Raw genomic sequence first — 12,226 nt, forward strand, 5'->3', positions numbered from 1 at the left:
CGGTTGGATTGAACACGGCGCCATAGAGGACGATCGACGCCCCGGTGCTGGCCCGCGATCCCTCGGTCGCGACCGGGCGGATCCTGCGCGTCTCGGCGGCCCTGACCGATACGGAGGTCCAGGTCGACTCGGGCTTCACCGGGGCGTCGATCGTCCTCTATGGCGCCGTGTTCAATCCAACCGATACCCCGGCGGATGTGGTCGTGGTGGTGCGCGGCCCGGACGCGCCGGTGCGACTGGTGCGCAAGTCGCAGACGGCGGGGGTGTGGCTGAACAGCCGGCCCGTCCTGTTCGAGGGGGCGCCGGGCTTCTACATGACGTCCTCGACGCGGCCGCTCAGCGACATCGCCAATTTCGGCCAGCTGCGACGTCTGGGCGTGGGGCTGGACCACCTGCGCATTGCCGCTCCCGAGGAACGCAGCACGGTGACGCGCTATGGCGTGCGCGATGTGGTCGTCAGCCGTCTGGGAGAGGACTATCTGGACTGGCGCCGCGCCGTGATCCGGCTGCGCGAAAAGGAAGGCCTGTACGCCGCCGATCCGCAGGGCGTGCGCTTCGTCGACGATGGTCTGTTCCGGGCCGAGGTGGTCCTGCCGACCAGCGCGCCGACCGGCACCTACCAGGCCGAGGTCTGGCTGTTCCAGGACGGCGAACCCGTCTCCAGCGCCGAGCTGGAACTGACCGTAGAGAAGGTCGGCATCGAACGGGGCATCTATGAATTCGCCCAGACCCGGCCGTGGACCTACGGCATCCTCTGCGTGATCCTGGCCGCCTTCACCGGCTGGACGGCGTCACGGGTGTTCAGGCGGAACTAGGCCCTATCCGCAGCCGCCGCGGCTGTTCACCGGGCCGATCTCGTGGCGGGCGCTGGTCGCGTAGGCCGACTGGTAGCCGATGACGCTGGTCTGACCCGGCGGGACCATCACCCAGGACTGTCCGACGACGCGCGCGCAGATGGTCTGATTGTGGGGATTATAGGCCCGGTGCACGATCTGGGGGTTGCCGAGCACGGCATCCTCTTCCCGGTCGGTCATAATCGCGACGCCCTGCATTTCATAATAGTCGAGCCGCTCGGACATCATGGTGGCTTCGCAGCCGGTCAGAAGCCCACAAGCCGCCACGAAGGCCGCTAGGTACACGCGCTTGATCATTGCCCATCTCCCCGCAATATCCTGAGTTTACGCGGCAAACCGGGGCCGGCAAGACCTTGGCGCCTACCGCCGGAAGGCGTTGGCGATGGCGGTGGGGTCGTTGCCCAGCACGCGGCCGCGCGGCGCGGCCCCATTGCAGGCGATATCGCGGATTTCGCCAGCCGGCGAGGTCGGGTCGACGGGGCCCCATTCCTCCTGGCCCGGCGTGTTTCCGGCGACCGTGCCGTCGGCATAGAAGCCCGTGCCATAGGTGATGCGGGTCGTGTTGTTGGCGCAATTGACCTCGGTGGCCATGGCCATGTGCGAGATATTCCCGGTCGTGGCCATCCGCTCGCTGGTGATGGCGATCAGCGAGGTCGCATAGGCGATGTCGCCGGACCGGCGGAACGAGCCGCTGGCCAGGAACAGCAGGCTCTCATTGTTTTCGCTCAGCACGGTGTAGGGCCCGCCGAGGGGCGGCGTCTCCTGCGCCTGGGCCGGGACGGCGGCGGCGAGGCAGGTGCCGAGGGCGATCAGGCTGAGGCAGGCAGAACGGCGCATGGATAGCTCTCCGGATAAGCGGTCCGGGAAGGCTAGCCAGCCCGCCGGGCGCGGGCCAGACCCTGACCCACAGCGGTCAGGTTCCGTCAGTCCTATCTTCAGGTCGCCGCGAACTCGCTGAGCGCATCCATGACGGCGCGGTTCTGGTCGTCGGTGCCAATGGTGATGCGGAGCGCCTCGGGCAGGCCGTAGCCGCCGACGGGGCGGACGATGATGCCCTTCGAGTTCAGATAGGCATTGGCGGCGTTGCACTGGTCCACATCCTTGAAGCGGACGAGGACGAAATTACCGGCGCTGGGCAGGACCTCGAAACCGAAGCCGCGAATGGCCTGGGTCAGGCGCGGACGCCAGGTGTGGATCAGCTCGCGCGAGGCCTGCTGGTGGGCCTCATCGCCGAGGGCTGCGACGGCCGCTTCGATCCCGGCGACCGAGACGTTGAAGGGCAGGCGGATGCGGTCGACCGCCTCGGCCACCTTCAGCGGGGCATAGCCGTAGCCGATGCGCAGGCCGCCGAGGCCATGGATCTTGGAGAAGGTGCGGGTGACGACGATGTTCTCGCTGTCGCGGGCCAGATCGAAACTGGTCTGCCAGTCGGACTCGGTGACGTATTCGGCATAGGCCTCGTCCACGACCAGAATGACGTCCGAGGGCAGGCCCGCGTGCAGCTGGCGGATTTCCTCGGCGGTGTTGTAGCTGCCGGTCGGGTTGGACGGGCTGGAGACATAGACGATGCGGGTGCGCTCATCGACCTGGGCCAGCAGGGCCTCGGGCGTCGCCTTGAAGTCGGGCTCGGGCGCCAGCTTGACCTCGGCCTGGTTCGCCTTTGCCGAGATCCGGTAGGCGAGGAAGCCGTACTGGCCCGAGACGATGTTGTCGCCGGGCGTCAGATAGGTCTGGTTCAGAAGCGCAAAGACCTCGTCCGAACCGTTGCCGAAGATCAGCCGCTCGGGCTCGAGACCCATCTTGTCGGCCACCGCAGTGCGCAGTTTCGCTGCCCGGCCGTCGGGATAGATGTGGATGCCGCTGACCGCATTGGCATAGGCCTCGCGGGCCTTCTCGCCAGCCCCCAGCATGTTCTCGTTGGACGACAGCTTCATCGGCTCGGCCACGCCGTCGATCTTCGACTTGCCGCCGACATAGGGGGCGATGTCCAGAATGCCGGGCTTGGGCGCGGGCGTCCGGGCGGGGTCCTGGGCGTCGGTCATGAAGTCCTCGCGGAAGGGAATCTCAAAAGAGGGGAGCGGCGCCGATCACGCCGGTCAGGGTGCCGGGCAGGCCAGCCAGCCGCCCGTCGTCGGCCTGCACATAGCCCGCGATCATCATCAGCTTCAAGCCGCCGGTCGCGATGAGGGGCGCCGCAGCCAGGCCGTTGAGGCCGAGCGTCTCGACCAGACGCGGCGCGGGCAGGGCGGAATCAGTGACCCAGAAGGTGCGGTCGTCGCCGGTCGGCTCGGGCTGGCCTCGCGCGATCATCAGCGACTGGGGCAAGAGGGCCGAACTGTCGGGCAGGGCGCCGACGACGCGGACGTCGGGCATGGCCAGCAGCCGACCCCACCAGGCTGTGACCCCGGACAGGTCCATCAGCACCCGGGCTCCGGCGGCAGCCTGCTTCAGCCCGTCCTCGGCCTTGTCCAGCCGCTGGAAGCCCAGGCCGAACCGGTCGGCGGCCAGCAGGGCCGAGAGCCCGCCATGGACATGCAGCGGACCGCGCGCCTCACCCTCCAGCCGCCCGAGCACGGCGTGCAACGCCGCGCGACGTGCCGGGGACAGGTCGGCCAGCCTGCGACGCAGGTCGGCCAGGGTCTCGCCGTCGCGGGACAGCGGCGCCTGTTCACTCAGGGCTTCGATCAGGCGGTCGAGGGAGGCTCGATCCATCAGAACAGGCGCGGCGCGGGCGCCAGGGTGAAGGGGCCCAGCCAGGTGCGACCGTCGCGGAACTCCAGCACCAGCGACACCGGCGCGCGTTCGGCCACGGCGGCGGCCCCGGCCGCGGCGGTGGCCTGGGCCCGGTCGACCATACTGTCCTCGGTGGTGGCCAGACCGGCAAGGGCGGGCGCCGCGCGCTCGGCCCGGACGCTCAGTCTGCCGGTCAGGCGACCGTTCTCATCCGCAGACAGGGGGCCACCGGTCAGCAGGGCGCGGCTGTCGCCCGACTGCATCTCGACCCGCACATTGGAGAAGCGTCCGCCCGCCTCTGTCCAGGCGTCGAACACCCCGCCCCGGTCCATGCCGGTCAGGGCACCGGCCCGTTCCAGGGTGACCTCGGTGCGCACGCTCAGGCGGCCCTGACCGGTCAGGCGATCAACGGGACCGTCCCGGCGACCGCGCCCGTCAACCATTTCGAACAGGACGTCGAGGTCGTCGGCGGCAGGCTCGGGGGCTGCGGCATCCGTCGGCCTGCGGGTGGCCGGGCGAGCCTCCAGCGACAGGCGTTCGGCGGCAGAGATGGGGAAGGGCTCACCCCCCTCTTCGGCCAGGAAGGTCGGTTTGATCAGTTCGACCGCCATCTGCGGCCAGGCCTCGGAGATGTCGCGCGCACTCATGCGGATGGCGTCGGCGCGCACGAAGACGCGGCCCTTGTCGCCGCGCAGCACGGTCAGGCCGTCGGTCGCGATCACCATCCAGTGGAGCGGGGCATAGGCATTGGCCTCGGCGATCAGCTCGGGGGCGCGGGCGCCATGGCCCGAGGGGGCGACCACTGTGACGTCCCGAATGTCCAGTCGGGCGCGGAAGGGCCAGCCGCTGATGCCGATCTTGCCGTGACGCACGTCCCAGCCGGATTCACGCAACACCTCGGCGCGGGCCAGCACCTCGCTTTCGATGCGCTGGGTCAGCACGAACCACCAGCCGGTCCAGGCGACCAGCAGGCCCAGCGCGATGAGCAGCGGCAGATAGAGACCCAGTCGGCTGTGCGACCGGGCAGGGGTGTCGGCGGTCATGCGGTCGTTCCGTGTTCGTCTGGTCCGAGGAACCGCGAAAGGGTGGCGACCGCTTCGGCCAGTTCCATACGCTCAACCTCTACACCGGGGGGCAGTCCGCCGAAAAGGCGGGTGGGGCAGGCGGCGTCGAGCATGACGAACACTCCCTTGTCATCGGCCCGCCGGATCAGTCGTCCGAACGCCTGGGCCATGCGCCCCCGCGCCAGGGCATCGTCATAGATGCGTCCTCCGCCAGAACCGTCCACCCGGGCGAACCGTTCCCGCCGGGCCCGGTGCAGCAGGTCGGGCCGGGGCCAGGGCACGCGGTCGAACACCAGCAGGCGCAGCGACCGGCCCGGTACGTCCACGCCGTCCCGGATGGCGTCGGTCCCGAGCAGGCAACTGTCCCGCTCGGTGCGGAACACATCGACGAGGGCGCCCACGTCCAGCGGATCGATGTGCTGGGCATAGAGGGGCAGGCCCGCGCGGCCCAGTTCCGGGCCCAGCAGGCCATAGACGGCCTTCAGCCGGCGGATGGCGGTGAACAGGCCCAGCGCCCCGCCGCCCGAGGCGAGGAACAGGGCGCGCATGGCGGCGGCCGTGCGGCGCGGATCGTCGCGCGGCACGTCGGTCACCACGATCACCTTCGACTGGGCGGCATAGTCAAAGGGGCTTTCGACCTTGAGCGTGCGGGCCGGCATGTCCAGCCGCCCCGTGGCCGAGCGCAGCCGCGCCAGATGGAAGGGGTCCTCGCCAAAGTCCGGATCGGTCAGGGTGGCCGAGGTCACCAGTACCCCGTGCGAGGGGCGGATCACGGTTGCCTCCAGCGGCTGGGTCGGGTCGACCCAGTGGCGGCGCAGGGAGACGTCGGACAGCCGGCCAAAGGCGCTCTCGGCCGCCAGCCAGTCGACGAACTCGGGGTCGCCCGCTGCGTCTCCCGAGGCCAGGTCGGTCAGCATGGCCCGCCACGAGGGCAGGGTCATGCGCGCGCGCCGGTCCAGACCGCGGAGGGCCCCCTCGATCCGCGCCCGGGCGCCGCCGTCCAGGGTCTCGGCCTCCTCGTCCAGCACATCCTCGAGATGGCGCGACAGGGCCAGCAGCGGCGCCTCGACCGCCGCCAGGGCCTCGGCGGCCCTGGCTGCAGCAGCGGCCAGTTCGGGAATGGCCGGGCGGGCGGCGCATTCCATCCCCTGCTCCTCGGCGCCGCCCCGCGGATCGGCCCGGGCACGCAGCTGCTCCAGCGCGATAGCGAGGAATTGTTCGACCGGACCGCTGGGGCCGCCAGAGTCCGCGCCCCTCAAGATACGCGTCTGGACGCCTTCGCCCGGCAGACGGCTGGCGGCGGCCAGCACATCGCCCAGCGCCTTGCGCGCGGGGCCGTCGTCGCCGATCAGATCGCCCAGCCGCTGTTCCAGCCCCCGTCCCCGGCGCGCGCGTGTTTCCGGCCCCCGGATCCAGCGGCGCAGCTCGGCCGCCTCCTGCCCCGACAGGCTGGCGGAAAAGGCACTGTCGGCCGCCTCGAACAGATGGTGGCCCTCGTCGAACACGATCCGCTTGAGGGCGGCGGTCTCGCTGTCGCCGGCGCCCGGACGGGCCGCGCGCGCGCCGTCGAAGGCGGCTTGCACCATGACCAGCGCGTGGTTGGCGATTACCACATCGGCGTGGCGTGCGGCCCGCACCGTCTTTTCGACGAAGCAGCGGCGATAGTGGGCACAGGCGGCGTGTATGCACTCGCCGCGCCGGTCGACCAGATTGGCGGGCCAGGGCTGGTGCGCGGCGGGGGCGGCATAGAGGCCGGGCAGCCAGGCCGGGAAGTCGCCCCCCGTCATGTCGCCATCGGCACAGGCCCCGGCCCAGCGCGCGACCAGTCCCAGACCGATCACATCGCCCGCGCCCAGCTGGGCCTGCTGCACCATCTCCTGCAGATTCAGCAGGCAGAGGTAGTTTTCGCGCCCCTTTCTGACCACTACCCGCCGCCGGGTCTGGCCGGGATGGTCGGGCAGGGCCAGGCCCTCGCGGGCGATCTGGCGCTGCAGGGCGCGGGTATAGGTCGAGACCCAGACGGTGCCGTGGTTGCGCTCGGCCCACAGACCGGCGGGCGCCAGATAACCCAGGGTCTTGCCGGTGCCGGTGCCCGCCTCGGCCAGCAGGGCGCGCGGCTGGTCCTTCTGGTCGCGCGGGGAGAAGGCAAAGGCGGCCTCGGCGGCGTAATCGGACTGGGTGGGGCGCGCCTCGTCGAGACCCAGCCCCTTAAGCATGTGGTCCAGCCGGATGCGGGCGCTTTCGCTGTCGACCGGGTGCGAGCCCGCCTCGCCGCGCGGCGCGACCTCCTCCCATTCCGACAGGCGGTTCCAGACGTCGAGCCCGGTGCCCGGCTCACGCCGGTCGCGCGGATTGCGCCCCGCAGCCACCAGCCCGGCACGCAGGGCCTGATCGACGCGCTCCCCCCAGCTCCAGCCCGCGCGGGAGAGGGTGCCATTCAGCGTCAGGGCCGCTTCAAGGTCCGGATAGTCCGCCGCCGACAGCTCGGCCAGCAGACGTCCGGCGACCGAGCGCAGGGCCGTGGCCTGGGCCACCGCCCCGACCGGTTCGTCCAGACCCAGCGCAATGGCCAGCCCCGTGGGGGTCGGCGCACAAAAGCGCGCGGGCCGCACGAAGACGAACAACTCCAGCACATCCAGCAGGTGCGCGGCCCGCGGCGGCGCCTCCAGCCCCAGCCGCCGCGCCGTCAGCCCGGCATGGGCGACCAGCACCGGCGCCGGACCACAGAACAGCCCCTCGGCCGCCCCTCGCCCGATCGCCCGCGCGCCCTCGGCATCCGCCACCGCCCCCGCACCCGGCGGCGTCGCCAGCGCAGGCGGCAGGTCGAGGACCAGCGACGAGGGAGGGGCAGCAACCGGGGACACCGCCCTTCCTTACCCCTGCCCGCGCGGAAACGGAACGGGAACGGGATACAGTTCTCGTCATCCTCTGCCTCGACCAGAGTATCGGTCGTGGCAGGCCCTTGCCGCACGAGGACCTCTGGCTCAGGCTGTCTGTATGGAGCCGAAAACACGACCCCCTCGCATGAGCCGACTCCTCTTCCTTGCAGGAGGGGGCGTCATCCTGATCGTCCTCACGCTGCTTTGGTGGTGGCCCGCTATCGGAGCATGGCTGGACGTGGACACTTGCCTCGACCGTGGCGGGCGATGGAATGAGGTCGAGCGGACATGCGAGGGTGTGCGTCCCTAACCCCTCGCCATCCGGGCATCGTCGATGTTGGCACAGTTGTCATCCCGGACGCCCCGGGAGGGGCGATCCGGGACGGCGGTCCGTGCACTCCATCCCTCCCGGAAATCGCCTTGGCGATTATCCGGGAGACGCTCTCGCCCGATCTTCCCGTCTCCCGGACAGACGTTCCGTCTTCCGGGAGCGGCGGTTCAACGCCCGACCGTCCCGGATAATCGCTGGAGCGATTTCCGGGATGACAACTCACAAATTTCACCCGCAGCGCCGCCCCCTCCGACCCGCCGCTTCGCGGCGCGCCACCTCCCCCATGAGGGGGGAGGAGATGAGAGGGCGACGCCGTCGATCTCCGCGCCCCCTCGCTGTGTCCTCCGTGGCTTTTCTTCGCTGTGTTCGCTGTGATGAACCTTGGACCGCCCGGCCCGGCACGCCCCCGTCCGTTTCTGACGCACCCGCGTGCCACCGTCGGCGCCATGATCACCCCCGCCCTCCCGGACGCCCCCGCCGACGACCTCTGGACGGTTGCGCGCGAGGCCTTTCAGGCCGGGGCGACGGCGCAGCGCGTGTGCCGCGAGCTGGGCATTTCGCCCACCACCTTCTGGAAGCGCGCCTCGCGCGAGGGCTGGCTGCGCCGCGACCAGCCATCCCCTCCACCCCCGATCGACCCGGGCCGCGCCGTCGATGATCTGGCCACGGCTATCAACAAGGTCTGGCGCCGGATCTGCATGGCCCTCGATGCCGGCGATGCCCTGGCGGCCGTCCGCTGGACCCGCATCCATAGCCAGCTGAAGGCCAACGCCCTGGCCGAGGCCCGCGCCGAGGCCGCCGACCGCCGCCACGCCGGCCACACCCTCAGCCTGAATGCCCTGCGCACCCGGCGCGAGCCACCCCGCGCGGCGGGCATCCCGGCCACCCCGGAGGCAAAAGTGGAGAAAGGGGAGTCTGTTTTTCCGAACTCTCTCTCCCCCGATCGCCCCCCAGGCCATGGCGGCGATCCCTGACCTCACCCCTTCAGCATCAGGGCGTCGTCGATCTCGCTGGCGCGGATGTAGGCGGGGCGCGCGCGGAGGCGTTCGGCGTAGGGAATGAAGGCCGCGCGCTCGGGCAGGGACTTGAACATCAGGCCCCAGTTGATCTGGGCCCCGACATAGACGTCGGCCGCGCTGAACCGGTCGCCGAGGATCCACGGGCCCGGACCCGAGACGGCGGTTTCAAGCGCATCGACCATGGCGTCATAGCTGCCGTAGCCCACGGTGCCGGCCTTGTCCGCAGGCGGCAGCAGGCCGAGTGAGTTGGCGGTGACGGCGGCCTCGAGCGGGCCGGCGGCGAAGAACATCCAGCGCAGGTATGTGCCGCGCCCGGCCTCCTGCGGACCCGGCGCCAGTCCGGCTTCCGGGAAGCGGTCGGCGAGGAAGGTGCAGATGGCGGCACATTCGGTGACCACCTCGCCGTCGCAGACGATGGCGGGCACCTTGCCCATCGGGTTGATCGCCAGATATTCGGGGGCTTTCATGGTGGTGCCATAGTCCAGCACCTCGGTCCGGTAGGGTCGGCCCACCTCCTCCAGCATCCAGCGCACGATGCGCCCACGCGACATGGGGTTGGTATAGAAAACGATCTCGTCGGCCATGGCGTCCTCCCGGGTTTTCGACAGCCTAGTCCGGGATTGGGGGGCGCGTCACGCAACCGTGGTTTCGCAATATGGCAAAGTCGGGGATAGTTGCGTCATGACTCGCCCTGACAGGCCACTGGCGCTCGGTCGCCTTGAAATCTGGCGCCATCCCTGGCCGGTGCGGGTGACCCACTGGGTCAATGTCGTCTGCGTGGTCTTCCTGCTGATGACGGGGCTGCAGATCCTGCGGGCGCATCCGTACCTGTACTGGGGCCTGGCCTCGACCTTTGACGATCCCTGGCTGAGCATCGGCACCATTCCCGGCTGGATGACCTTGCCCGGCTATCGCGATCTGGCGACCGGCCGGAACTGGCATTTCTTCTTCGCCTGGATCTTCGTCGCCAACGGCATGATCTATCTGTTGTACATCCTGTTCTCCGGGCGGCTGGCGCGGATGCTGGAGCCCAGCCGGGCCGAGCTGGCGCACCTGCCCGACAGTGTCGTGGAGCACGCCCGGCTGAAGTTTCCGGAAGGCGAGGCGGCCCGGACCTATAATGTCATCCAGAAGCTGACCTATCTGATCGTGCTGCTGGTGGTGCTGCCGATGATGCTGGTCACGGGGCTGGCCATGTCGCCGATGATGAATGCCGCCATCCCGGAGCTGCTGCCGATCCTGGGCGGGCGACAGTCGGCGCGGACCCTGCACTTCATCGCGGCCACGGGCATCACCACCTTTGCGGTCGTGCATGTGCTGCTGGTGTTCCTGAGCGGGCCGGTGAACAATCTCAGGGCCATGATCACCGGCTGGTATGTGATCCGCACCGATCCCGAACCTGAGACCGAAAGGGAGACGTCCGATGACCGCGATCCGTCCTGACCGTCGTCACCTGTTGCTGGCCGGCGGGGCGCTGGCCCTGTCCGGCTGTGACCGTCTGGTGCGGAATGCCGAGGCCCAATGCACGGTCAAGAAGGCCGAGCAGGTGTCAAAGCGTACCCAGCGCGCCCTGGCCCGCGACGCCCTGGCGCCGGAGTATCAGGAAAAGGACATCTCGAAGGACTTCCGCGCCAATGGCTCGGTCGATCCGGCCGATGCGGAATATGTGGCGCTCAAGGCCAATGGATTCCGCGACTATCGCCTGATCGTGGACGGGCTGGTGGAGACCCCGCTGGCCCTGTCGCTGACGGACCTGCGGCGCATGCCCTCGCGGACCCAGATCACCAAGCACGACTGCGTCGAGGGCTGGACCTCGATCGGCAAGTGGAAGGGCGCGCGCCTGTCAGCCGTGCTGGACCGCGCGCGTCTGAAGCCCGAGGCCAAGTTCGTGGTGTTCCACTGTTTCGATGCTCTCGATCAGACCGAGGACGGCGACCGCTACTACGAAAGCATCGACATTCCCGAGGCCTATCACGAGCAGTCGATCCTCGCCTATGAAATGAACGACGAGATCCTGCCCATCAGGCACGGCGCCCCGATCCGGCTGCGGCTGGAGCGTCAGCTGGGCTACAAGATGGCCAAATACATCAAGCGGATAGAGGCCGTCGAAAGCTTCGCCCACATCGGCCGGGGCAAGGGCGGCTATTGGGAGGACCGCGGCTATGAATGGTATGCGGGGATTTAGGGCCCGGGGCCTCCTTCTGGCGGGGCTGGTCGCCCTGTGGCCTACGGTGGCTCTGGCCCAGACTGCGACTGATGCGGCGCCCCGGCCCCCGCTGTGCGAGGGCGCCGTCACCCGTCTCGGGCCGCCCCCTCGCCCTGCGCCTGCTCTCGACGTCTGGCCTGCCTCCACCTTCGGGGTGACCGGGCGGGAAGACGATGCCCTGGACGATGTGCTCACGCGCGCCGCAGGTGCCATGGGGGCCGAGTCGATGGGGGCCGCCGTGCTGGACGCCGACGGCCTGTGGTCGGGTCGCACCGGGGCGGAGGACTCCCCCCTGTTCTGGTGGGCCAGCGCCGGCAAGCTGGCGGTCGCCGTTGCGGTGCTTCAGCTGGTCGAGGAGGGGGCGGTGGCGCTCGACGACCCGGTCTCGCGCTGGGTCGAGGAGGTGCCGCTGGGCGAGCGCATCACCCTCGGCATGCTGCTGGACCACACCTCGGGCCTCTACAGTTCCAACGAGGCGGCGTCGGTCCGGGCCGATCCCCGCTTCCGGACGCTCGACGAACTGGTCGCCGTCGCGCGCGACGAGGGCAGCCTGTTCTGTCCCGGGCAGGGATGGCGCTATTCCAACACCAACTACTGGCTGCTGGGCGCGGTACTGGAGGCGGTCGAGGGGCAGCCACTGGACCAGATCCTGACGCGCCGGATCGTCAACCGGGCCCGCCTGTCCGGCGTGCGGTTCGTGACACCGGATGATGCCCTGTCCGATATGCAGCCCCTTCCGCCGCCGGACGAGGCCCGGGGCGAGGTGGTGGTGCACCCGGCCTGGGTAGGGGCCGCCGGGCCCATGCTGGCGACGCCCGAGGGGGCCGTCAGCCTGCTGCAGGCGGTCCTGACCGGACAGCTGCTACCGCCGGAGCGGGTGCGGACCATGCTCGACCAGCCCTGGCCGATGTTCGATCAGCCGATGGCCTATGGGCGCGGCCTGATGATCTATGAGGTGCCCGAGCCCGGCCGGCCGCTGACCTGGGTCGGTCATTCCGGGGGCGCGAGCGGGGTCAAGGCCGCCATGGTCTGGTCGCCGGTGGATCAGGCCTATGCCGCGGTGGTGCTGACGGGACCGGGGTCGGCCGAGGCAGCGGCCAATGCCCTGTTGCGGACACGCGGCCGCCGCTGATCTCGCGT

At 69.9% G+C, this 12,226-nt stretch carries 12 protein-coding genes; 5 read left to right on the plus strand and 7 right to left on the minus strand.

The window, feature by feature from the left end:
* The first annotated feature begins 44 nt into the window (after window positions 1–44).
* Window positions 45–815 (plus strand): TIGR02186 family protein, encoded by a 771-nt coding sequence (locus tag J7346_RS12475; protein WP_348521507.1) that lies wholly within the window; start codon window positions 45–47, stop codon window positions 813–815.
* A gap of 3 nt (window positions 816–818) precedes the next feature.
* Here J7346_RS12475 and J7346_RS12480 read toward each other — a convergent pair whose 3' ends face one another.
* From J7346_RS12480 to J7346_RS12505, 6 genes are all read right to left on the minus strand, one after another.
* Window positions 819–1,151: a hypothetical protein gene (locus J7346_RS12480; protein ID WP_209120304.1), complete on the minus strand. Its 333-nt coding sequence runs from the start codon at window positions 1,149–1,151 to the stop codon at window positions 819–821.
* Between the two features lie 63 nt (window positions 1,152–1,214).
* Window positions 1,215–1,691, minus strand: a complete 477-nt coding sequence (locus J7346_RS12485) for a surface-adhesin E family protein (RefSeq protein WP_209120305.1) — start codon at window positions 1,689–1,691, stop codon at window positions 1,215–1,217.
* Between the two features lie 98 nt (window positions 1,692–1,789).
* On the minus strand, window positions 1,790–2,896 hold the full coding sequence (gene hisC / locus J7346_RS12490; protein ID WP_209120306.1) for a histidinol-phosphate transaminase: 1,107 nt from the start codon (window positions 2,894–2,896) through the stop codon (window positions 1,790–1,792).
* A 22-nt stretch (window positions 2,897–2,918) separates the two neighbouring features.
* Window positions 2,919–3,566, minus strand: coding sequence for a hypothetical protein (locus tag J7346_RS12495; RefSeq protein ID WP_209120307.1), 648 nt, complete (start codon window positions 3,564–3,566; stop codon window positions 2,919–2,921).
* Window positions 3,566–4,630 carry a DUF2125 domain-containing protein gene (locus J7346_RS12500; RefSeq protein ID WP_209120308.1) on the minus strand — a complete coding sequence of 355 codons (1,065 nt, stop codon included), beginning with the start codon at window positions 4,628–4,630 and terminating at the stop codon, window positions 3,566–3,568. The genes J7346_RS12495 and J7346_RS12500 overlap by 1 nt, the downstream gene beginning before the upstream one ends.
* On the minus strand, window positions 4,627–7,515 hold the full coding sequence (locus J7346_RS12505; RefSeq protein ID WP_348521508.1) for an ATP-dependent DNA helicase: 2,889 nt from the start codon (window positions 7,513–7,515) through the stop codon (window positions 4,627–4,629). The genes J7346_RS12500 and J7346_RS12505 overlap by 4 nt, the downstream gene beginning before the upstream one ends.
* Window positions 7,516–8,307: 792 nt before the next feature.
* Between J7346_RS12505 and J7346_RS12510 the strand changes: the two genes are divergently transcribed.
* Complete coding sequence (locus J7346_RS12510; RefSeq protein ID WP_209120309.1) at window positions 8,308–8,835, plus strand: transposase; 528 nt, start codon at window positions 8,308–8,310, stop codon at window positions 8,833–8,835.
* 2 nt (window positions 8,836–8,837) lie between these two features.
* Here J7346_RS12510 and J7346_RS12515 read toward each other — a convergent pair whose 3' ends face one another.
* Window positions 8,838–9,464 carry a glutathione S-transferase family protein gene (locus J7346_RS12515; protein WP_209120310.1) on the minus strand — a complete coding sequence of 209 codons (627 nt, stop codon included), beginning with the start codon at window positions 9,462–9,464 and terminating at the stop codon, window positions 8,838–8,840.
* Between the two features lie 97 nt (window positions 9,465–9,561).
* On the opposite strand from J7346_RS12515, the gene J7346_RS12520 reads away from it, so the two are divergent.
* From J7346_RS12520 to J7346_RS12530, 3 genes are read left to right on the plus strand one after another with little or no spacing between them, the layout of a single operon-like run.
* Window positions 9,562–10,323: a cytochrome b/b6 domain-containing protein gene (locus J7346_RS12520; RefSeq protein ID WP_209120311.1), complete on the plus strand. Its 762-nt coding sequence runs from the start codon at window positions 9,562–9,564 to the stop codon at window positions 10,321–10,323.
* Window positions 10,304–11,065 carry a molybdopterin-dependent oxidoreductase gene (locus J7346_RS12525; RefSeq protein WP_209120312.1) on the plus strand — a complete coding sequence of 254 codons (762 nt, stop codon included), beginning with the start codon at window positions 10,304–10,306 and terminating at the stop codon, window positions 11,063–11,065. The genes J7346_RS12520 and J7346_RS12525 overlap by 20 nt, the downstream gene beginning before the upstream one ends.
* Window positions 11,043–12,218 carry a serine hydrolase domain-containing protein gene (locus J7346_RS12530; RefSeq protein WP_209120313.1) on the plus strand — a complete coding sequence of 392 codons (1,176 nt, stop codon included), beginning with the start codon at window positions 11,043–11,045 and terminating at the stop codon, window positions 12,216–12,218. The genes J7346_RS12525 and J7346_RS12530 overlap by 23 nt, the downstream gene beginning before the upstream one ends.
* Window positions 12,219–12,226 lie beyond the last annotated feature (8 nt).

It is taken from the genome of Brevundimonas sp. A19_0 (assembly GCF_017744255.1).
Lineage (GTDB): Bacteria > Pseudomonadota > Alphaproteobacteria > Caulobacterales > Caulobacteraceae > Brevundimonas.

What these genes read in the sequence shown, in the direction of transcription:
- J7346_RS12515 (WP_209120310.1), bottom strand. Translation starts at nt 9,464, where the DNA reads ATGGCCGACGAGATCGTTTTCTATACCAACCCCATGTCGCGTGGGCGC.
- J7346_RS12500 (WP_209120308.1), bottom strand. Translation starts at nt 4,630, where the DNA reads ATGACCGCCGACACCCCTGCCCGGTCGCACAGCCGACTGGGTCTCTAT.
- J7346_RS12520 (WP_209120311.1), top strand. Translation starts at nt 9,562, where the DNA reads ATGACTCGCCCTGACAGGCCACTGGCGCTCGGTCGCCTTGAAATCTGG.
- J7346_RS12495 (WP_209120307.1), bottom strand. Translation starts at nt 3,566, where the DNA reads ATGGATCGAGCCTCCCTCGACCGCCTGATCGAAGCCCTGAGTGAACAG.
- J7346_RS12485 (WP_209120305.1), bottom strand. Translation starts at nt 1,691, where the DNA reads ATGCGCCGTTCTGCCTGCCTCAGCCTGATCGCCCTCGGCACCTGCCTC.
- J7346_RS12530 (WP_209120313.1), top strand. Translation starts at nt 11,043, where the DNA reads ATGAATGGTATGCGGGGATTTAGGGCCCGGGGCCTCCTTCTGGCGGGG.
- J7346_RS12510 (WP_209120309.1), top strand. Translation starts at nt 8,308, where the DNA reads ATGATCACCCCCGCCCTCCCGGACGCCCCCGCCGACGACCTCTGGACG.
- J7346_RS12525 (WP_209120312.1), top strand. Translation starts at nt 10,304, where the DNA reads ATGACCGCGATCCGTCCTGACCGTCGTCACCTGTTGCTGGCCGGCGGG.
- hisC (WP_209120306.1), bottom strand. Translation starts at nt 2,896, where the DNA reads ATGACCGACGCCCAGGACCCCGCCCGGACGCCCGCGCCCAAGCCCGGC.
- J7346_RS12480 (WP_209120304.1), bottom strand. Translation starts at nt 1,151, where the DNA reads ATGATCAAGCGCGTGTACCTAGCGGCCTTCGTGGCGGCTTGTGGGCTT.